The sequence below is a fragment of the Arcticibacter eurypsychrophilus genome, assembly GCF_001730525.1.
GTDB classification, from domain to species: domain Bacteria; phylum Bacteroidota; class Bacteroidia; order Sphingobacteriales; family Sphingobacteriaceae; genus Arcticibacter; species Arcticibacter eurypsychrophilus.
Window position 1 is genome coordinate 1 of sequence record NZ_MDFN01000031.1, and the last position, 20529, is coordinate 20529.

The window sequence follows — 20529 nt, forward strand, 5'->3', positions numbered from 1 at the left end:
TCCTGCAATATGGGTTGGTAGGGCGGATACGCTAGTATAGCCAGGCAGAAAAAATCTGTTCTATAGGAAACTAGTTGTTTTATTCCCTCGTATTGCTCTGGGCTTGCATAATAAAAAGACAAAGGTTGTGAGCCTGCGGCAGTAATTGTCTCAACACCTAACGCTCTTGCTATACCAAAATCGAGAACGACGGGTGCTCCCGTGCTTCTAATTCTGATATTTTGGGGTTTAAGATCTCTATGAACATATCTTGATTCCCATACCGGTTTTAATATTATTGCAACTTCGTAAATTAGTTTTAAAACCTTTTCTTCCTGTCCGATATATAAATCCAATAGTTCAGATAAATCATTTCCCTCAATGAATTCTTCCAATATTATAGTGTCCCCATTAAATTTTTTAACGCTTATAATGGAAGGAATTCCCTCAATATGATTGAATTTCTGGCAAATTTCAATTTCCCGATCAAAACGTTCATCTGCAATGTGAATGATTTTAAGTGCATAATTGCTATCATCAATATCAACTATAAAAACTGTTTTTTGGCCACTTAAAGCAGCCTGTTGATAATGCTTGATTTTGAATTCCTTTAAAAACTCATTTGATAGGGCTATTGACTTCATCATTTTTAGGTATGTACAATTGATAGCATTTGAGCTATCTTCTCAAACTATAGCAATAACTCCACATTGAACCGCACTTAAATGATTATTCTGATCAGAAGCAATGTAAACTGAAATTATTATATCATGCAGTTATATACTGGTTCCTTTTTTTAGGCTTTAGGTTTAGAGAAGTAAATCGGCAGACAATCTTAATTCTTTTTTCTTAAACATTTAGCTTTTAATTATAAAGTTTAAAATAATTTTTTCGATACTTAAGATTGAGGCAAATTGAAAGGTTAAAAGGAGTATCGTGCTCTGGTCCTATAAGGCTATCTAATTCCTAAAATAAATAAAAATATTTTGTGATGTAAATATAGATTAATACATTAGTGTATTATTTAACTAATACACTAGTCAATGATCATTATCGAAAACCTAAATTTCGGTTACAATAAACGTCCATTATTATTCAGAGATATGAATATGCAGTTAAGCTGCGGTCATATCTATGGTTTGTTTGGCGAAAATGGAGCCGGGAAATCAACCTTATTAAAAAATATAGCCGGTTTAGTTTACGCGCAAAGCGGGACACTAAATGTGATGGGTTTTGACCCTAAGCAAAGGCAACCTGCACTGCTGCAGGAGATTTGTTTCATTCCGGAAGAGTTTGAGCTTCCATCAATTTATATTGATAATTACCTGAAGGGCACTGCTCCATTTTACCCGAAGTTCGATTATGAGGGATTTAAATCGCTGATAGATGAATTTAATATTCAGTCAGACCAGCGCCTAAATGAGATGAGTTATGGGCAGAAGAAAAAATTTATCATTGCTTTTGGCCTATCCACACAAGCTCGTTTGGTGATTATGGATGAACCAACTAACGGACTGGATATTCCATCCAAGACACAGTTTCGAAAAATTATGGCATCAGCTTTAACAGAGGAGCGATGTATTATCATCTCCACTCACCAAGTGAGAGATCTGGATAACTTGATTGACACCGTGATCATGCTGAATGAGAATAGGATAGCCTTGAAAGCTTCAGTAGAAGAGATTACACAAAAACTTTGTTTCAAGCGAGTGAAGGAACTGGATGATACGGTAATATATTCTGAAACTTCTATATCTGGTTACCAGGCAATTTTCCGCAATCTTAATCAACAAGATAGCAAGCTGGATATTGAGCTTTTGTTCAATGCACTGCTTCACGAAAGCAAAAAACTGACTCAAATTTTCAATTAATCTTACTGAACATGAACAATACATTCAATTTCAAACGTTTTGGGCTTTTGATGAAGAGACAATGGCTGGAATTTGGAAAAATTTACCTAATCTCATTAGGCATAGTAGCAGGCGTAATTATTGCATCTTATGGATTATACTACTTTCGTTTTATTGAAAATGAAGGGATGAAAAATGTTTTAGTTCCGGATTTAAGAGTAGTGCTATTCTTCATCTTAGGAACTCTATTTTTAACAATAGCAGCGAATACGCAATTCTCTCAATTAGGTCAAAAGTCTAAATTAATTGTAGACCTAATGGTTCCTGCATCTACTTTGGAAAAGTTTTTAACTGGGTTATTTTTTTCAGTAATCCTGGCATTCCTAAGTTACCTCTTGGTGTTTTGTTTGATTGATTTTGCCCTAGTCTCCGAATTAAAAAACACATCTCATTCTGAAGCTTTACAAATGAACGATGCAGGGCAATTGGTTATGGGGAAGTATAATCCAGCTTATTTCTTTGAAAAAAATTCGAATATGATTATACAGATTGCTTCTGTACCAATTCTAATCAGTAGCCTATTTTTCCTGGGGTCAGTATATTTTACGAAACATCAATATGTAAAAACTATGATTTCTTTAATGGTATTTAGCGGACTTTGGATTACGTTCACCGCATATACCAATAAATACATATTTCATGATAAAGTAATAAGTGGGGATTTTAAGTGGATTGTTTATATCCACAAAACAGAATGGTGGATTGCCTTATATATTGTACTAAGTGTATTTTTTTGGGCTATTACTTATGTGAGATTAAGAGAAAAGGAGGGTTGAAATGGAGTTTAGTGACCACAAAGCTATTTATCTGCAAATAGCGGAATATGTTTGCGAACATATTCTATTGAAAGAATGGAAAGATGAGGACAAGATTCCATCTGTAAGGGAGTTAGCAGTTACTTTGGAAGTAAATCCAAATACAGTAATGCGAACGTATGAGTTGTTGCAATCAAAAAACATTATTAGCAATAGAAGGGGAATCGGCTTTTTCTTAGCCGAAGACGCTATGAGTAAAGTTAAAGATTATCGGAAAACTGCTTTTATCGATGACGAGTTACCCAATGTTTTTAGAAACCTCTATTTACTGAACATTGATTTTGAGGAGTTACAATCACGCTACCAAGTATTCATTCAACAAAACTTTAAATCTTAAAAAATGAAGACAAGTGATAAATTATTAATTTCCGTAGGCATATTATTCTTCATTATTCCGTTAATGGGAATGATTATCGTCTCTAAAGTATATTTTAAAACAGCTAAGACTCAGGATAATGTTACTTATGAGTTTTTCAATGACAAGTCTTTTGCAAAACCTTCTAAAGGAAGAACAGCGATACCAATTAATCGTCCGTTCCATGCCATTCATATCATTAATGGTAATAAGTCTTGTATGGAATTACATTTGAATCAGAGTAATGATTATGGAGTTAAAATACCTAAAGGTTCCAAAGAGGAAATAAGCTTTAAGGTAAAGAACAACGTATTGAATATTATTCTTAGAAAGGGATTCCGGACACCAAGTTATGAAAACAGGATGTTGATTACTGTATATTCACCCAAGTTTGATGCTTTGAGTATTAAAAATACTTCTGATTTTAACTTGATTGCAACTTCCGACAGTTTGAATATAAGCTTAGCAAACTGCAAATCTTTCACCGTTCAAAATCCCAATGTGGAAGCCCATACTTTGAAATCAAAGGGTGGCTTAATGAACTATAAGACAGTTAATACGATGTTAATTAAAAACTTGAACGTTGACCTGGATAATTCGGAGTTCTCATTGAGTGATCAGAGTGTCGACAACTTAAGCTTTAAGGCTCAAAATAATTCCACCATAAATCTGGATGGTACCAATGAAAACAAAGGGAAATTTGTTGCTGGTAAATTGAAAATCAAAACCTTAGGGGTGAATGTGATTAAAATAGACAATTTCACCGCAAAAGAGATAAAGGCTGATTTCTCGGAGGAAACAACATTAGAAATTCCGAGTTCTATACTGAAATTACTGGTTAAGAGTAATTGAGAGAAAGGTAAGTCAATGACTGATATTTTTTTTGGTTTATTGTCTGTATCGATTTTGCGGCCAATGTTGTCATGCTGTTGCCAAGGTTAGTAGAAGCCGTTGATAGTCTGTAAAGGGTTATGCCATTGTTGGTCTTCCAGATTTTGGATATACAGGGTGAGGCATTTAGGTTGAACCCATATTCTTTCTCGTTTTTGAAGTTGAACGATTTGTATTCCACTTCATTGTTATCTATTGTATAGGCGAGTAGTGCAATGAGGTTTTTGGTCGAAGAGTAATAAACGTCTAAATTGTAATTAGTCAAAAAATTATACCCTGCCTGTAGGTTATGTGTATACTGTGGCAAAAGGTTTGGGTTTCCCGTTACTACCATATAGTCGTGAACCTGTAGGCGATAAGGATTAAGATTATTGAAGGAGGGTCGCTGAAGTCTTTTGGAATAGTTTAGAAATAAAGATGATCCTTTATCCCCATTGAGCGTGTGCATGATATACATAGAGGGAAATAAATTAAAATAATTTCTTTTAAAACTTTCGTCTGAAGTCACAGAATGGCCATATGATAAAGTTTCCTCTGCCCTTAATCCTACTTTGAAACTGGTATGTCTGAAAGTCTTCTCCGCGGTGGTATATAACATTAGGAGCTGTTCTCTATAAAAAAACTATTACTTACCAAAGTATTTAATGTCCATGCATCTTGGACCAAGTTTTCGCTTATGCTCTGGTTATCTCTTTCTACAGAATGGTGTAATCACTATCAGCATAATTATAAACAGATAATTGGAAAGGCTGGGTGTAAATCGACTGCGTCATTTATGTATCCAGTTTGCTATCGTTTTTACTAATGTAAAAATTGTCTACGCACTGCGTAGACAATTAAACACTTTGAGTATGAATTGATTCCATCTAAGTGGTCGTACCGTAAAGAATTGAAAACAAATTTCCTCAACCAATAGGTAAATGGGAGAAAACAATTGGTGTGAGGGTTGACAAGGAATCTCCCGGCTAATATAATAATCAATGTACACCAGCGTTATTAAACTCTAGCAAAGACAAGTAGCTTTCTATTTGTTAAACCTACACAGATCATGTTATTGAACAACACGTCATATGGCACACAGGTTACCGGACTTGCAAATAGCAACCCGCGTAATGTTTTGGTGTGCCTTACCGTTCGTTCCCCTCAATATAACTTACCATACGATTCTCTTCAAAGCAGTAAGGACTTTATCAATTAAGCCCTAGCCATTTATGGTTTGGGGCCAGTTTTAAAACAGATGTTTTTCACTGTCAGATAAAGTTAAAAAATGATCCATTTTCCATTCAAGTTTTTTAAGATGCTGCAAAATAAACGCAGCAAAACACAAACGTCCCTCGTCTTGTATTGCTTGTTTGTACCTGTACATTTTCATTTCGGCTATTACGCCCAAACTACCAGCAAGGACTTTGTAAAGTAAGCCCCAAAGGTATATCCAGGTTTGGGGCCAGTCATCAATTATCTATTTTTCCAAATTTTAATTGTTGCTTTATGAAAAAATTTCAGTTCAGATCTGGTATTGGTCTTGCTTTTATCTTACTTTTTATTTTAAATATCGGTTTAGTCGTTGTCGCAGTCATCATCAACAATCACTTGCTGATTGGATTGGGGATTGTGCTTTCTTGTTTTCAGTATTATTTGCACGACTTGTCACGGCGTAGAAACAGCACTTTAATGAATTATCCGTTCGGCCATTGGTTGAAAGATCTTTTTTCCTTTATTCCCCGAAAGATTACACGACTGTTCACAACAGTTCATGGGACGACTACTGAATTGACAAAAAGGGAGCAGCAGCTTCTTATCCGCCGCTCAAAAAGCGTGGAGACAATGGTAGTGGATAATAATTTGTTAAATAAGCACGATCCAGGGTTTGAATATTTGCAGACCCACCCGGCCTTCATGTCTCTTAGTCCACTTGATTTAAGAGTCGAGGTTGGCACTGCGCATTGCCTGCTTCCTTATAGTTTAAGTGTGTTCAATTTCGGCGCGCTGGACAGGGGGGCGATGAAGAAAGCAAGCGTTCACGCCGTCTCACAGGCTGCTAACATATGCAGTTGTGCAGTAAATTCGGGTGAAAAGGGCCTTACACCTGAATTAGTTAGGGGAGGCGGTGATATCATCTGGCAGATCAGTTACGGTGATATTGCTTTAAGGAATCCTGATTGTTCAATTAATGAAGGCCTGCTGAAGACGATCGCCTGCAAACCGTATGTCAAGATGATTGAATTACGGCTCCAATCGACGCAAAACGCTGACCATCAAAGCGTGTTAAATGAACGTGCGATCTTTGCTCTTGTTAGCAAACTCCAGGTTTGTTCTGGCGGTAAGCCAGTAGGGATTCATGTTTTGAACCCAGCAAAGGAGACGATCGACTTATTGGTAAGATCAATGGCTTCTGCTGATATATGCCTGGACTTTATCAACATAGAGGAGTCATGGGTGCTTAACCGTTTGCTGCACAAAGCCGATGATCAGCGTTTCTTTGAGGCTGTATTTACAGCTAAAAACCTGTTTCTTGGTTACGGAATTCAGACTAAAGTAATGGCAACTGGAGTTATCCTTTCTGAATATGATATTTTACGACTATGCGCTTTAGGTGCTGATGCTTGTTTTAGTGCGGCGGGCGCCTTAATGGAAAATGGCCTGCTTCAACAGAAATTAATGCGGCGTTCCTCATCTCCAAGCGTACGGTTAGCTAATTTTCAGCGCAATACAGTTGAGGCCAATCGAACGCTCATGCAGCAATGTGGATACGAGCACTTGTCTGATGCAGATCCTGCTGATTTCTTTAGAAGGATCAATGCAATCGAAATTTTATCACTGAGTGAAATTTTCTGCCAAATGGGACAAGAAAGATCCATGCCTTTGTACGTACATCTCAATTAAATTTTTCAGCCCGTTTGTCCTTTTATCAATTTAACAATTAAAATATGAACACACAACCATTGATCCTGATTCAGCGAGAGCTGGACATCTTAAGAAAATATCTGCAGGAATCCATTTTAACAGATTTTAATAAGAAGAATCTTTTGTCCCAATTAGCGTCCGCTCAGGTGGTAAAAGAAGATGAACTTCCTGGCGACGCTATAGGCCTGAATTCTGTCGTACATGTTCAGGAACGCCAAAGCAGGCAAAATTTTATATTTCAAATCGTATTGCCTGCTTCAGCGGACGTCAGAAAGAAAAAAGTGTCTGTATTTTCACCTATCGCCATAGCTTTACTTGGCTACCGAAAAGGGTCAATTACAAAGTGGGAAATGCCTGGCGGAATACAGGAGTTTGAGATCTTGAAGGTCAGCCGGATTGGCCTGGAGCAGGAAGTTGATGGACCAGTCGTCTAACAAGCTCAATTGTCTCCGCATCGCGGAGACAATTGAGCTTGTTACTTTAAAAGTTTTATAGAGACTCTTGTGCACTAGCATTACTTACATGAATTTATTGTTTATTACTTTAATAAATGTTTAAAGCTCAACTTATCGGCAACCAATACATCTTCATTGTTCCCGTTTTTTATAAATTTCATATTGATTATTCCCGTAGATCGGGGAGAGACTTTTTCTGCAGAGTTATGTGTATGCATGACATACCGGTAATTTCCGGAGTGGTCTTTAAATAAATCACCGTGTCCGGTGCCGTTATAATGAATAGTTGACCTGCTGATAATTGGGTTGCCGCTGTATTTTTTCCATGGGCCCATTGGTGATTTGGATGTGGCATAACCTACTGCATAATCCTTATTTCTGAAATCATTGGCTGAGTAGATCAAATAATAAAGATCTTTGTGTCGCAGTACAGTAGGACCTTCTGTAACTGCCCATTTCGTTTTTTCTGTGTTTTCCCAAGGTTCAATCCCGGTAATGCATTCCTTTGTTTTTTCGAGTAGTACATCCGAAAGATCAGGCTTCATTTCTGATACATAGATCCGGTTTCCTTCCTGAAGCTTTACATGGTATAAATAGCATTTCCCATCTTGATCAAAGAAAATAAAAGGATCTATTTGATTTCCTGTACCGGAAAGTGGCTTTAGATTCTTTTGTTTGAATGGGCCTAATGGACTGTCGCTCGTAGCTATGGCTATTTGTTCATTGGCCGTATAAGCCATATAATAGGTGTTATTATGTTTGAAAACTTGTGGCGCCCAAAAACCTTTGTCGCCAAAAGATTCTCCCTTGCTTAGGGCAAATCCATTATTACGGCCGGCTGGCCCTTTCCAATGAGTCAGGTCGGTTGATTCATACACCAGGAATCCTTCATCACTGCTTGTTCCGTACAAATAGTATTTTCCATGGTCAGAAAATATGGTAGGATCAGCCAGGAAAAGGGTGTCTTTGGAGGTGGGTTTTTTGTCAGGGATTATCGTTTCAGCTCTTACTGTTATCACGGATACGAGTAGAAGCAGGAATAATTTATAATGGAGATTGATGCGCATTAGCTATTTTTTAATGTTAATAATACTGTTTCTAATGCTGATTTACAAGATTAGTTTTGCTGGTCAGCGATCTGATTAAATCAACTTCGTCTTGCTTGTAAGGTGTTCCATCTTTTCTGAAAATGTCATGGAACCACAAAGGAGGCTCAGTCGTATAGTTTTTAATCCAGCTATCCCATGGAAAGATGGTTTGTGTTTTGCCATTTACAAAACCCCAATTGAACATTCCTACATTATACTTTTTTGCAACGGGTAGAAATCCTGCAAAGGTACTTCCATTAGGGCGCGCCATGTATTCGGTACATAGAATAGGGCGACCATACCGTTGCAGCAATTTGATTCGTTTCTCAAATTCTGCCGGACTATCATAATTGTGGAAGGTGATGATGTCAGACTGCTCTATTTGCATTTTTTCTATAGGTTTCATTTTTGCGTGTGTCGACCAATCTCCCACCCATATTGCTGAAGTAAGGGGTTGTGAAGGATTTACAGCACGTGCCCATATAAATGCTTTTTTCATTAAGGGGATCACTAAATCTACTTTATTGGCGATTTCTACTTTTTCGTAAGACGGACCGGTCATGTTATCCGGTTCATTCCATATATCCCAAGCTAAGATACGTTTGTCAGTAGAAAACTTTGCAATTACTCCTTTTACATAGGCCTCTAGTCTTGGATGAGTCGTAGAATCTTTAAGTGCAATCTGCCCTGGGCTTTGTACCCAGCCTGAATTATGTTTAAAAGGAATAGGCTCTCTTTGTTTGCCAAGCTTTGGAAACGGATCCCAGCAAGAATCGAATATAACCAGAATGGGCTTGATATGATGACGATCTGCTATGTTAAGAAAGGTATTGATGCGTTTATATAAGCCTATAGAATCTTGTTCATAAAGCTGATCCTGCAGGTATACGCGTACTGTATTCATTCCTAAGGATGCTGCCCAGCCTAACTCCTTATTAATAGTAAGGGTATCAAACGTTTCTGCCTGCCACATTTCTAACTGGTTTATGGCTGTGCTGGGGATGAAGTTAGCGCCTACAAGCCAGCCTTGTTTGCTATACCACTCATTGGCTTTTTCTTTAGTCCAAATAGCACGGGATGTATTTGTTACTTCTTTTTTTTCAGAGCAACCTTGAAGGAACAGGATGGTGATGAATAAAATAATGTTGATCTTGATGAATTGCATCGGCTAGGTTTTTTTGTTTAATTGGATGTTACCGTACCCTTTATGATCCACACTTCTGTGGAGTTTGAGTAGGCATTCGTGCTGGTGACAGCCAAAACTGTATTGTCACTCAATACACTGAGGCTATTCCATAGGCATGATTTGTTCAGAGGGATAATAAAGGGAACGGTTTTTCGGTTAAAATTTTTGGCCTGATCGTCACCAATAACCACCTTCATATCTGGAAAGTCTATTGTATTTCCCCGGCCTTCCGTTCCCTGGTAAGATAGTATGGTTTCGCCTGTTTGTAATTGCCTGATATAAGGTGCTCCTGCATAAATGGTATTATTAATCTTATCTGCTAATGCATAAGTTCTGTAAATGCTTGACGCATCTACAGTTGTAGCCCAGTTGTCCAGAATGGAGTTCCTGATGATATATGGTTTGAAATCGATCAATCCGTTATCTTCTATAGCGATCACAATGTCTTTACCATTTTTTAAAATTAGTGGTACGGGCATGCCATCTCTTTTTCCTGCTCTGAAGCTCACAATCTCTGGTGTTTTGGTCCAGGTTACTCCGTTGTCCAAAGACCTTAAAAGGGCGATGTTTTGTTCGTTGGAATTTGGAAAATTGCCCTCATTGGCAAAGAATAGCTGTATTTCCCCTGTTGGTAATTGTATCGCAGAAGGTTCCCAACATCCATTCTCGAATTGATATCCGGCTTCATAAAGCAATTGTTCATCGCTCCAGGTTAAACCGCCATCTACACTCTTTTTAGTTCTGATACCAAATCTCCTTGTTGGGGAAATTTGGTAGGGCCTTGCATTGTAACAAGCGAGTAAAGTGTGATCTTTCAATTCTAATAAATCAGGAACGGTCATATTTATTCCATCATTGCGGGGTGCTATTGATACTGGCAAAGACCATGTAGCTCCGAGATCATTACTTTTTACACTTACAATACTACCGTCCGCCTCATAAATGGCTAATAACGATTGATCTTGCAGTTGAATGATCCGTGCATAACCGCAATACTTTTCTCCGGCAGCAGAAGATGAAACTTTTTTAAGCGTGCTTTGATCCCAGTGGATTTGAATCCCTGCCTCAGGTTCTTTTACAGGAACCGGTGTTTCAGTGGGCTTTTTACTGCATCCAAAAGAGGAGAACAATACTAAGGGCATGCATATACCTATTATTCTGATGATTCTGCTCTTTGTAATTAGCGCTTTTATTATTTCGATCTTCATTTGCCGGAGTTTATTTAAGGTTGCAACTAATAATTAGGATTTTGAACCAGGTTGGTGTTGTTCTCTACTTCAACCTGTGGCAAAGGAAGCCTGATGTTTTTGCCTACTACAAAGTTCTTAAAATCCGGGTCACGGAGTGCCACTTTATTTACACCCTCCTGAGTGTCGAGATCTCCCCAACGCTTTAAATCTGCCCATCTTACACTTTCTCCGCACAGCTCAAGTGACCTTTCTGTTTTAAGTCGTTCTCTGAATAGATCTTTGTTTGTGCCGATCGCTGGATAAGCAAGAGCAAGACCGGCTAAATTAGCGCGGGTACGTACCGTGTTTACATATTGATAGGCTTGAGCGGTGCTTCCTAACTCATTTAAGGCCTCCGCATACATGAGCAACACATCAGCATAGCGGATCACACGGTTGTTAATCTGATTAAAATAATCCTCATTGTTACGCATGTAATCACGGGAATATTTTTTAAACCATGCTTCATCGGCATTCCACGCCCAACTTCTACCATAGGTTTTATCTCCAAAGTCTGCCTCGAGTCCTGGATAAAATAGGGTGTATCGTAAGCGAGGATCGATCTGTCCATTAATGGTCTTTTCTTTCTTAAATTCAGCTATAATCCAGTTTCTTGCCTGACCATCGGACCAGCCAATACTTCTTGGTGCAAAAAACTGACTTCTATTACTTCCCATATTTGAGCTTGGACCATCGCCTTCAGCTGTTTTATTCGCATCTGAAAATTGAATCTCGAATACAGACTCTTTATTGTTTTCGTTTTCTGCCCTGAAATTATCCTGGTAATTCACTAAACCATAATAGCCTTTTCCTGCTCCAGTGACCAAGTAATCGAATGCGGTCTTTGCTTCATTCCATTTGTGCTGTTGCATGTATGCTTTTCCCAAAAGTGCTTGTGCTGCCCCTTTTGTAGGTCTACCTACTTCACTTGAAGCCCATTGTTCTGGTAAATCAGCACTTGCTTCAATTAAGTCTTTTTCAACCTGTGACCAAACTTCACTCAAAGTACTTTTATTTGGCAAATCTGTTGGATTCTGAAGTTCGGTGACGATAGGGAAATTCTCCCATAGTATGGCGGCATAGTAGTAATAAAAGGCTCTTAGAAACTTTGCCTGGGCTAATGTTTGTGTTTTTTTAGTCTCATCTGTAAAGGGTATTTCAGGTACATATGTTAATACCTGGTTGCATCTGAAAATTGCTTTGTAGGTATCACGATAGGTATTTACGTTACCTTCCCAGAAATTATAATTGATATATTGAAAACGCGTCCAGTCTGCAAGTTCCGCCCAGGGACTATTGCTAAACCCTTCATCAGAGGTAAGATCCAGTCTGAAATAAATCCACCTGGCCCAGCTTCCAGATTGGAACGACATGGCATAGATTGCGTTGACACCCTTCTGTGCATCACTTTCGGTTTTCCAGAACTGTTCTACTGTAAGGGTATTTGGATTATCCTGATTTAATAAATCTTTTTTGCAGGAAGGAACCGACATAAGGATACTTATGAGGATTAGTATGGAGATTATATTTTTCATGTCTCTAAAATTAAAAGCCGAATTGTAGACCAAGGGAAACTGTTCTTAGATTTGGGAATGCACCAAAATCATAACCTTTCTCAAAAATACTTGAGTTACTGAATTCAGGATCAAGACCTGTGTATTTAGTAATGGTGATCAGATTTTGTGCTGAAAGGGTGATTTGTGCATTGCTGAAACTTATTTTGCTCATCAGTTTTTTAGGGATGTTGTAGGAAATGCCAATGTATTTTAAACGGGCAAAACTTCCGTCTTCTAACCAACGATCGGTATCACCTCTTGAATTTATGGTGCTACCATAATAGGCACGAGGCACATCAGTATTCGGGTTTTCTGGTGTCCATGGCTGTACTCCCGCCAGGTAATTTGAGTTATCGGAGAACATATTCAGCACACTTTTGGGACCATTGAAAACAGTGGAACCAAAAGAACCAAACCAGTCCATTGTAAATTCAAAGCCTTTGTAAGAGGCTCCAAAATTTAACCCCATTTCGTAATCGGCCCAAGGGCTTCCAACGACAACCTTGTCTGCGTTGGTAATTGCACCGTCATCATTATTGTCTTTAAAGCGAATATCTCCGGGCATGGCACCTGGTTGCACAACTACGCCTTGCGAATTTTTATAATTGGATACATCATTGGTATTCTGAAACAGGCCGTCAGTCTGCAGCATGTACCACATACCAATAGGGCTACCAACTTCAGTAACTGTATTTCCGACAAAGGTTCTGTTTTTGTTATATCCCAGGTTGATAACTTTGTTATTCAATGTGGTAAAATTGGCAGTGATGTTATACTTAAACAATCGGGAATTGTCCTGGTAAGTAGTAGTAAGTTCAAATCCTCGGTTGCCGAGTGTGGCACCATTGACAAAAGGATTTCCCCCATCATTTCCTGTTGAAATAAGTAAAGGGTATTCTATTAATACATCTTTTGTCTTTGATATAAAATATTCTGCTGTTACCGTCAGCTTATTTTTTAAAAAAGCAGCATCAAAACCGTAATTCTGCTGTGTTACTTCTTCCCAGCGCAGATCTTCATTTGAAAGTTTTACCTGAGTTGAACCCTGTTGAATAGTTTGACTCTGACCCATTGGGATCGTAGAGAAGGTGTTTATAAAGGCAATGTAATCATATGGCCCGATGTTGCTACTTCCAAGCGTTCCGTAATTTGCTCTTAGCTTAAGATCATCAATCCATGATGCTTTAAAGAATTTTTCCTGACTGATACGCCATGCACCGGAAATCGAAGGAAATGCACCAAACTTATTATCTACTCCAAATCTTGATACCCCATCAGTTCTAAAAACGCCATTCAGTAAATACCTATCGGCATAATTGTATTCAAAACGTCCAAAGTAGGAAATTAGATCTACCCGGTTTTTGTATCCCCCGGTTTGAGGCTCATTGCCTTGGTCGAGCACATCGTAATAGCCACCTGAAGGATTGGCTAAAATATTACGTTTAGTTCCCCAGAGCTGAGCATAATTGTCCTTTTGGTAGGATTGTCCGGCAATAACATTGAAGGCATGTTGCCCGAATTTTTCATTAAATGTCAATGTGTTTTCAGCAAGTACAGTAGAAGACTGTCCCCGATTTTGATTGATGATAGCAGGATCATATGACTGGTTGAGGGTCCATGACCCATCTTTCCTCAGATAGCTATAATGGTCGTTACTGGTTTCATATCCTAAATTAAATCGGTATTTTAGTGAAGGCAGCAGTTGTAATTCTGTATACAGATTACCTCTGAGTCTTAAATTTTCATTGATACGGTCCTCAAGATCGGCGATAGCTACAGGGTTGGTGCCAAAGGTACGGGCCTTAGCTTCATCTCCATAACCGTAGCCACCCGCATGAGAAGCGTCGTAAACGGGAATAGTAGGCAGCATACGGAATACATCAATAATGGGATTGCCCGACATTTCATTGTTTTTTGCATTACTGATGGCCAGATTTTCACCTATGGTAAAGATTCCTTTTGTTCCTTTCGTGTTAACTCTGAAATTTAACCTGTTGAAATCGGTACTTATTACCGTTCCTTTGTTTTTGAAATAACCACCTGACACATAATAACTACCATCTTTGTTGGCTCCTGAAAAGCTCATGTTATAGTCTTGCGTGTTTCCAGTTCTGAAGGTCTCATCCTGCCAGTTTGTATTGATATCTAGATCCAGGTTTTGTCTGGGCGTATTTGAATTATCATAAGCCATGTAATTCAGCCTGCTAAACTCTTCAGTTTCTGCCAGATCATATCTGGGCATGGTTTGTACGCTGCTTTTTCCGGAAAATGCAATTTTCATTGGACCTTCACGTCCTTGTTTTGTGGTGATGATGATCACACCATTGGCCGCTCTGGAACCATAAATTGCGGCAGCAGAGGCATCCTTTAGGATTTGAATGGATTCAATATCCGCTGAATTAAAATCGCGATTTGCACTGGTTACTAATCCATCTACTACATATAAAGGGTTGGTACCAGAAAAGTTTTTTAAACCCCTGATTTGGATTTGTGCCTCAGAACCAGGTTGTCCTCCACCTCTAACGCGGATACCTGTGGCCAGGCCTTGCAGGGACTCAGCTACAGTTGTAGCTTGTCTCTTTTGTATGTCGCCAGTCTTTACAATAGAGATGGCTCCTGTTAAGTCCTTTTTTCGTTGAGAACCGTAGCCCACTACAACAACCTCATTCAAATTAGTTGCTGTCTCTACTAAATTTACATTTAAAACAGGCCTGTTTTTTAAGGGTAATTCCCGAGTGATAAAGCCAATATAAGTAAATACCAGCACTGACGATGCGGGATTGGGTACGGTTAGGCTATACTTGCCATTTTTATCGGTCATAGATGAAATAGTAGTGCCTTTTATGTGCACTCCAACACCTATTAAGGGTTCAGTATTAGCGGTAACCGTGCCTGTTACGGCAACTTGAGCAAATGCGCTTGAGCTACAAAATAAGAAAAGTAATGAACAAAAAATAAAACAGGTCTTAGGACCCTTAAAGTTCCTTTTGTTAAAGAACTTTAGACAGGAAGTGAATCCCTGCCGCTGAGGTAGTAGTTTTTTCATGCAATTTAGTATTTATGTTGAGTTAGTTCAATTATCTATAGCAGCATAATTGAAAGGCTAAATAATGAATAAGTGACTGATAAATCAGTTCAAATTTTATTCAAATTGTCTCAATTAGGCCTTAAATTAAGGGGATATTGGGAATTTGCACCATTGGTGCATATTTCTGATATTAGAATTTGGAAGATTAATGAAATAGATATCTGGCGTAGATCTATTCGGTCAGAAAATAAGCTATATCCAACGGAATAGATTTACATTTACAGGCCAAGAACCAATTTATACTATATCAATTTGGACAAGTTTCTATTTATAATATGCCTGCTTTTGGGCACAGCATCTTTGGCTTCCGGTCAGTCTTACAACTTTAGGCGTTATCAGGTTGAAAATGGGCTGTCGTATAATTCAGTGATGTGCAGCTTACAGGATAAAAAAGGTTTTCTGTGGTTTGGAACTAAAGATGGATTAAATAGATATGACGGTTATGTTTTTAAAATTTTCAGGAATGACCCTGACAACGCTGGAAGTATAGGTAGTAACTTTATACATAGCTTATTTGAAGATCCAGATGAGAATATGTGGGTGGGGACATTAAGAGGCCTATACAAGTACAACCCCTTAAAGGAGACTTTTACCCTTATTGCGTCTTCGAAAAATAAAGATATCAGGGATATAAAAACGGACAAGCGGGGCAATGTTTGGTTTATAGGAGGTGCCACGCTCTACCGGTATATCGGGGAAACAAATAAAGTAATTACATATAATCAAAGAGTACATTCGGCAATTACTTCCATAGCCATTACAGAAAATGATCAGATATGGATCTCTACCACTGATGGCTTTATTCAAAAAATTAATCCCGCAAATAATACGATTAAAGGGTTTAATGTTTTTTATAAATCCAGGCCAGCGTTAACACATTGGATTGAAAAGATATATGATACGAGGAAGGGCTTTCTACTCATAGGGACTTCCAATCAAGGAGTTAAATTATTTGATCTCAAAACTTTAAGTTATAAAGATGTACTAATAACTAATGCCGATCGAACAGCTATCTATGCAAGGGATTTTATAGAAGTTCGAAATAATGAGTATTGGATTGCAACTGAATCTGGAATATATACTTATAATATAAAAAGCGGTAAATACCTTAATCTGCGAAATAAATTGAACTATTCGTATTCAATTTCTGATAATGCTATTTATACTTTAACTAAAGATAAAGAAGGAGGAGTTTGGGCTGGAACTTATTTCGGAGGGTTGAACTATCTTCCTAAACCGTATACTTATTTTGATAAATTCATTCCTCAAAAGGGAAATAAGGGACTCAGCGGTTATGCTGTAAGGGAAATTTGTGAAGACAGGACTGGAAATGTATGGATAGGAACTGAGGACGCTGGTTTGAATAAATTTAATCCTAAAACAGAAACCTTCGAACATTTTCTTCCTACAGGAAAATCAACAAGTATTTCGCATACAAATATTCATGCGTTGCTAGCTGTAAATAATGAATTATGGGTGGGTACTTTTGATCAGGGATTGGATGTACTGGATATAAAAACGTCAAAGGTTATCAGACGCTACCGTGCAGGAACTGCAGTTAATGCTTTAAAAAGCAATTTTGTGGAAAGTCTACTGAAAACAAAAGCAGGTGAAATTTTAGTTGGCACCGGATCAGGACTATATCGTTATAACAAATCAAGTAATGATTTTGCTTTGATCAATGAAGTACCGGGTAATTTCCATTATTCTGCTCTATTAGAAGATAATACTGGCACCATATGGGCAGGTACTTTAAGAGATGGTTTATATTTCTTTAATTTAAAAAGTGGTCGGTCAGGTGGATATAAGTATAATGAGCATGATAAAAAAAGCTTAAGCAGCGATGATATTAATAGTGTATATCAGGATACTAAAAACAATATTTGGGTAGCTACGGAGAATGGTCTTTGTCTGTTAAATGAAAGAGATAAAAATTTTACCAGGTACAACGTTAAAAGTGGTTTCCTGTCTAATGTATTCTATAAGATTCTGGAAGGCAAAGGGAATGATCTTTGGATCAGCACGTCGCGCGGTTTAGTGCATTTTAATCCGGGTACAAATAAATTGAAGTCGTATACCAAATCGAATGGTCTATTGAATGACCAATTTAATTATAGTTCGGCATTCAAGGATCAAAAAGGAAGAATGTATTTTGGGAGTGTAAAAGGCCTTATTCGTTTTCAGCCAGAACAGTTTACTGCTGATAAATTTATGCCGCCAGTTTATATTACCGGTTTTCAGGTGCACAACAAAGAACTTTCCATCAGTGGTAGGGATTCGCCACTAGACAGGTCTATCAATTTTACCAATGAAGTAACCTTAAACTATAACCAATCAACTTTTAATATTGATTTTGCAGCCTTAGGGTTTACAGCTCCGGAAATGACATCCTATTCCTTTAAAATGAAGGGGCTTGATGAAAACTGGACTTATATTAAGACGAATAGAAAAGTGTATTTTACTGATCTTTTTCCGGGTACTTACGTTTTTATGTTGAAAGCGGCTAATAGTAGTGGTGTTTGGAATGACCGGATTACTGAGCTGAAAATAGTTATTAAGCCACCTTTATGGGCTAGTCCGGTTGCTTTTATATTTTACGGATTGGTAGTAGCGTTCATGATTTTTTATGGGATAAGATATTACCATCATCGGATTAAAAGACAGAATAATCAAAGGAATGAGTTATGGGAATCTAAAAAGGAAAAGGAATTGTATCAAGCAAAAATCAACTTCTTTACCTATATCACACATGAAATAAGAACGCCACTGACATTGATCAATGGTCCGTTGGAAGAGATAATAAAGAAATCGAAAGATGAACCTTCTATCACTGAGAATTTGGTAATCATGAAGAAGAACACAAACCGATTAATTGAACTAACGAATCAATTACTGGATTTTAGGAAGACTGAAATTAAAGGTTTTAGTTTGTCTTTTGTAGAAATCAATGTGCTGGAGTTATTGGAAGAAAACTGCCTTAGGTATAAGCTGGCGACTGATGAAAAAAAGCTGAAGCTTAATTTTGATTTGCCGAAAGGGCCATTAAATGTCTATGCTGATCCGGAGGCGCTTAATAAAATACTTAGTAATTTGGTTGATAATGCTTTTAAATATGCGAAAAGTGCGATTTCTATATTTTTAGTAGCAGATGATCATGTATTTACAATTGAAGTTAAAAGTGATGGGAATTTGATACCACCAAGTATTCATGAAAAGATTTTTGAACCATTTTTCAGGATGAATAGTAATATAAACCAGATAGGAACTGGTTTAGGTTTGCCACTTGCACGTGCACTAGCGGAACTTCATGAAGGCACCTTGGCGATAAGGAATGATGATGCATACTGGAATACCTTTATTTTGACCTTACCAAGGCATCATGCTCAAGAATTTATTATAAGTAAAGATGAAAAGCTTGTCGAAAATGACATTCCGTTACAGAACAGTGATCTTGATAGACCAACAATTTTGTTGGTGGAAGATAATGTAGAGATCAGAGCATTTATAGCGAATATAATTAAAGAATTTAATGTAATTCAGGTGAGTAATGGAAAAAAAGCGCTTGCTGTTCTGAAAGAAAAAAGTGTTCACTTGATCATTAGTGATATCATGATGCCTGAACTGGATGGGCTGGAATTATGTAAGGCGGTGAAGGAAAATATTGAATATACGCATATTCCTATGGTATTGTTAACGGCTAAAAATACCCTTCAATCTAAAATAGAAGGGTTGGAGGTAGGTGCGGATGCCTATTTGGAAAAACCTTTTTCTCCGGATCATTTGTTAGTGCAAATTTCAAATTTGTTAGCAAGTAGGGATAATATTAAAAATTATTTTGCTCATTCCCCTTTATTGCATGTGAAGAGTATGGCTTATAATAAAGCTGATGAAGCTTTTCTGGAAAAACTGAATGACATCATTGTTAAGAATATAGATAAAAGGGCTCTTGATGTCGACTATTTAGCTGATAGTATGAACATGAGCAGACCTACATTGTACCGGAAAACAAAAGCAATATCTAACCTGTCGCCGCATGAATTGATTAATATAACTCGATTGAAACAAGCAGCAGTGCTTTTGGCAGAGGGGAATTATAAAATTCTGAAAATCGCATCGGTCACTGGCTTTAGTTCGCAGGCGCAATTCGGAAGAAGCTTTATCAAGCAATTTGGAATGACTCCTTCCGAGTATGTAGCATCAGTAAAAAGCGATGTTTAAATTTATATCACTTGCACTTCAATTTGACTAATTACCAAACCTGGATCCAGTAAATAAATTCTAAATGTTGTTTCTGTCGGTTTGCCTATGTTGAATATAATTTTTGGTAGATTGCCAGTAAACTGGTTTTCCATCTTTAGCTGTTTTAAGATTCCCTACATTGAAAATCCACATTCGATTCGCATTGTAATGATATGCCTTGCTCATCTCATTGGGAATTGAGGATGGAGAGGTTGAACATAACCATAAATAGTCATGGGACCATGATCTTTTCCATATGCCTCTTTAAAGTTTTCGTTTCATTAAAATTCTGTATCACGTAACATGCAGCAGTGTCAATGTCGGAAGGTGATCCCCATACCATCTCAGGGGCTTGTACTTTAAGCTGCTCAATTTCTTTGATGTCCAGATCTTCTTGATTTAATTCCGTAATACTTGGTAAACGAAAAGTAAAGCTGCTTTTTAAATTTTCAAGTTCCTTAACGTTCAAGTCTTCCTGATTTAATTCTGGATTATTTGTTAAACGAAATGTAAAGTCGCTTTTTAATTCTTCAAGTTCTTTTGTATTTACATCTTCTGGGCTGGTTACGATTGGAGATGGTAGGCTAATACTGGTCTTTCCTTTATTTTCATTGGCTGATGCGTGGAAAGATGTGATGATTAAGAGTGCTACCGTTAGGGTTGAAATAGTTTTCATGATCTTGTTTTTTTTGTTTGATATTTTTGTTTGCCTTGTTTGTTGAATCAAAGATATATGCGTTTTTATTGCTCTGGAATGATAATTAGGCGGGTTAAAGGAACTTCTCGGTTAATACTGTTTTTTTGTCGGTGAATTTTTTTTACTCTTTAAGAATT

16 protein-coding genes and 1 pseudogene are annotated in these 20529 nt (G+C 37.6%); 8 read left to right on the forward strand and 9 right to left on the reverse strand.

Features of this window, described 5'->3' with window-relative positions; all coding sequences use genetic code 11:
• A partial coding sequence (locus tag BFL47_RS15635) for a serine/threonine protein kinase (RefSeq protein ID WP_170827333.1) occupies positions 1-626 on the reverse strand: 626 nt, incomplete at its 3' end.
• 396 nt (positions 627-1022) lie between these two features.
• Here BFL47_RS15635 and BFL47_RS15640 point away from each other — a divergent pair.
• The 4 genes from BFL47_RS15640 to BFL47_RS15655 are packed head-to-tail and all read left to right on the forward strand — an operon-like array spanning position 1023 to position 3911.
• Positions 1023-1850, forward strand: coding sequence for an ABC transporter ATP-binding protein (locus tag BFL47_RS15640; RefSeq protein WP_069660735.1), 828 nt, complete (start codon positions 1023-1025; stop codon positions 1848-1850).
• An 11-nt stretch (positions 1851-1861) separates the two neighbouring features.
• Entirely contained in the window at positions 1862-2665 is an 804-nt protein-coding gene (locus tag BFL47_RS15645) for a hypothetical protein (RefSeq protein ID WP_069660736.1), read from the forward strand.
• 1 nt (position 2666) lies between these two features.
• Positions 2667-3041 (forward strand): GntR family transcriptional regulator, encoded by a 375-nt coding sequence (locus tag BFL47_RS15650; RefSeq protein ID WP_069660737.1) that lies wholly within the window; start codon positions 2667-2669, stop codon positions 3039-3041.
• A gap of 3 nt (positions 3042-3044) precedes the next feature.
• A complete protein-coding gene (locus tag BFL47_RS15655; RefSeq protein WP_069660738.1) occupies positions 3045-3911 on the forward strand; it encodes a GIN domain-containing protein in 867 nt (288 codons plus the stop codon).
• Here the strand turns inward: BFL47_RS15655 and BFL47_RS15660 are convergent.
• Positions 3898-4560: pseudogene (locus tag BFL47_RS15660) on the reverse strand (outer membrane beta-barrel family protein); the annotation flags it as partial. The gene BFL47_RS15655 and the pseudogene BFL47_RS15660 overlap by 14 nt on opposite strands.
• A gap of 438 nt (positions 4561-4998) precedes the next feature.
• Between BFL47_RS15660 and BFL47_RS19830 the strand changes: the two are divergent.
• The 3 genes from BFL47_RS19830 to BFL47_RS15670 all read left to right on the forward strand — a co-directional run bounded on the left by BFL47_RS19830 (position 4999) and on the right by BFL47_RS15670 (position 7288).
• On the forward strand, positions 4999-5148 hold the full coding sequence (locus tag BFL47_RS19830) for a hypothetical protein (RefSeq protein WP_170827334.1): 150 nt from the start codon (positions 4999-5001) through the stop codon (positions 5146-5148).
• Positions 5149-5438: 290 nt separating this feature from the next.
• Positions 5439-6833 carry a glutamate synthase-related protein gene (locus BFL47_RS15665; RefSeq protein ID WP_069660740.1) on the forward strand — a complete coding sequence of 465 codons (1395 nt, stop codon included), beginning with the start codon at positions 5439-5441 and terminating at the stop codon, positions 6831-6833.
• Positions 6834-6877: 44 nt separating this feature from the next.
• The gene (locus tag BFL47_RS15670; protein ID WP_069660741.1) at positions 6878-7288 is read left to right on the forward strand and encodes a GreA/GreB family elongation factor; all 411 of its coding nucleotides are present in this window, start codon (positions 6878-6880) and stop codon (positions 7286-7288) included.
• A gap of 104 nt (positions 7289-7392) precedes the next feature.
• Here the strand turns inward: BFL47_RS15670 and BFL47_RS15675 are convergent, their stop codons facing one another.
• The 5 genes from BFL47_RS15675 to BFL47_RS15695 all read right to left on the reverse strand — a co-directional run bounded on the left by BFL47_RS15675 (position 7393) and on the right by BFL47_RS15695 (position 15414).
• Positions 7393-8376, reverse strand: coding sequence for a glycoside hydrolase family 43 protein (locus BFL47_RS15675; protein ID WP_083257221.1), 984 nt, complete (start codon positions 8374-8376; stop codon positions 7393-7395).
• 31 nt (positions 8377-8407) lie between these two features.
• Positions 8408-9562: a cellulase family glycosylhydrolase gene (locus BFL47_RS15680; protein WP_069660742.1), complete on the reverse strand. Its 1155-nt coding sequence runs from the start codon at positions 9560-9562 to the stop codon at positions 8408-8410.
• 17 nt (positions 9563-9579) lie between these two features.
• On the reverse strand, positions 9580-10725 hold the full coding sequence (locus tag BFL47_RS15685; protein WP_170827335.1) for a sialidase family protein: 1146 nt from the start codon (positions 10723-10725) through the stop codon (positions 9580-9582).
• A gap of 92 nt (positions 10726-10817) precedes the next feature.
• Positions 10818-12347: a RagB/SusD family nutrient uptake outer membrane protein gene (locus BFL47_RS15690; RefSeq protein ID WP_069660743.1), complete on the reverse strand. Its 1530-nt coding sequence runs from the start codon at positions 12345-12347 to the stop codon at positions 10818-10820.
• A gap of 10 nt (positions 12348-12357) precedes the next feature.
• On the reverse strand, positions 12358-15414 hold the full coding sequence (locus BFL47_RS15695) for a SusC/RagA family TonB-linked outer membrane protein (protein WP_083257223.1): 3057 nt from the start codon (positions 15412-15414) through the stop codon (positions 12358-12360).
• A gap of 294 nt (positions 15415-15708) precedes the next feature.
• On the opposite strand from BFL47_RS15695, the gene BFL47_RS15700 reads away from it, so the two are divergent.
• Entirely contained in the window at positions 15709-19674 is a 3966-nt protein-coding gene (locus tag BFL47_RS15700) for a hybrid sensor histidine kinase/response regulator transcription factor (protein WP_069660744.1), read from the forward strand.
• A 60-nt stretch (positions 19675-19734) separates the two neighbouring features.
• On the opposite strand, the gene BFL47_RS20540 is transcribed toward BFL47_RS15700, so the two are convergent.
• Both BFL47_RS20540 and BFL47_RS15705 read right to left on the reverse strand, forming a co-directional pair.
• Positions 19735-19881 (reverse strand): hypothetical protein, encoded by a 147-nt coding sequence (locus tag BFL47_RS20540; RefSeq protein ID WP_394332417.1) that lies wholly within the window; start codon positions 19879-19881, stop codon positions 19735-19737.
• A 46-nt stretch (positions 19882-19927) separates the two neighbouring features.
• The gene (locus tag BFL47_RS15705; RefSeq protein WP_139125842.1) at positions 19928-20371 is read right to left on the reverse strand and encodes a hypothetical protein; all 444 of its coding nucleotides are present in this window, start codon (positions 20369-20371) and stop codon (positions 19928-19930) included.
• Positions 20372-20529: the final 158 nt, after the last annotated feature.

Excerpts from the sequence above, each read along its gene's own strand:
- BFL47_RS15640 (WP_069660735.1), top strand. The coding sequence starts at position 1,023 with ATGATCATTATCGAAAACCTAAATTTCGGTTACAATAAACGTCCATTA.
- BFL47_RS15645 (WP_069660736.1), top strand. The coding sequence starts at position 1,862 with ATGAACAATACATTCAATTTCAAACGTTTTGGGCTTTTGATGAAGAGA.
- BFL47_RS15650 (WP_069660737.1), top strand. The coding sequence starts at position 2,667 with ATGGAGTTTAGTGACCACAAAGCTATTTATCTGCAAATAGCGGAATAT.
- BFL47_RS15655 (WP_069660738.1), top strand. The coding sequence starts at position 3,045 with ATGAAGACAAGTGATAAATTATTAATTTCCGTAGGCATATTATTCTTC.
- BFL47_RS19830 (WP_170827334.1), top strand. The coding sequence starts at position 4,999 with ATGTTATTGAACAACACGTCATATGGCACACAGGTTACCGGACTTGCA.
- BFL47_RS15665 (WP_069660740.1), top strand. The coding sequence starts at position 5,439 with ATGAAAAAATTTCAGTTCAGATCTGGTATTGGTCTTGCTTTTATCTTA.
- BFL47_RS15670 (WP_069660741.1), top strand. The coding sequence starts at position 6,878 with ATGAACACACAACCATTGATCCTGATTCAGCGAGAGCTGGACATCTTA.
- BFL47_RS15675 (WP_083257221.1), bottom strand. The coding sequence starts at position 8,376 with ATGCGCATCAATCTCCATTATAAATTATTCCTGCTTCTACTCGTATCC.
- BFL47_RS15680 (WP_069660742.1), bottom strand. The coding sequence starts at position 9,562 with ATGCAATTCATCAAGATCAACATTATTTTATTCATCACCATCCTGTTC.
- BFL47_RS15685 (WP_170827335.1), bottom strand. The coding sequence starts at position 10,725 with ATGCCCTTAGTATTGTTCTCCTCTTTTGGATGCAGTAAAAAGCCCACT.
- BFL47_RS15690 (WP_069660743.1), bottom strand. The coding sequence starts at position 12,347 with ATGAAAAATATAATCTCCATACTAATCCTCATAAGTATCCTTATGTCG.
- BFL47_RS15695 (WP_083257223.1), bottom strand. The coding sequence starts at position 15,414 with ATGAAAAAACTACTACCTCAGCGGCAGGGATTCACTTCCTGTCTAAAG.
- BFL47_RS20540 (WP_394332417.1), bottom strand. The coding sequence starts at position 19,881 with ATGAGCAAGGCATATCATTACAATGCGAATCGAATGTGGATTTTCAAT.
- BFL47_RS15705 (WP_139125842.1), bottom strand. The coding sequence starts at position 20,371 with ATGAAAACTATTTCAACCCTAACGGTAGCACTCTTAATCATCACATCT.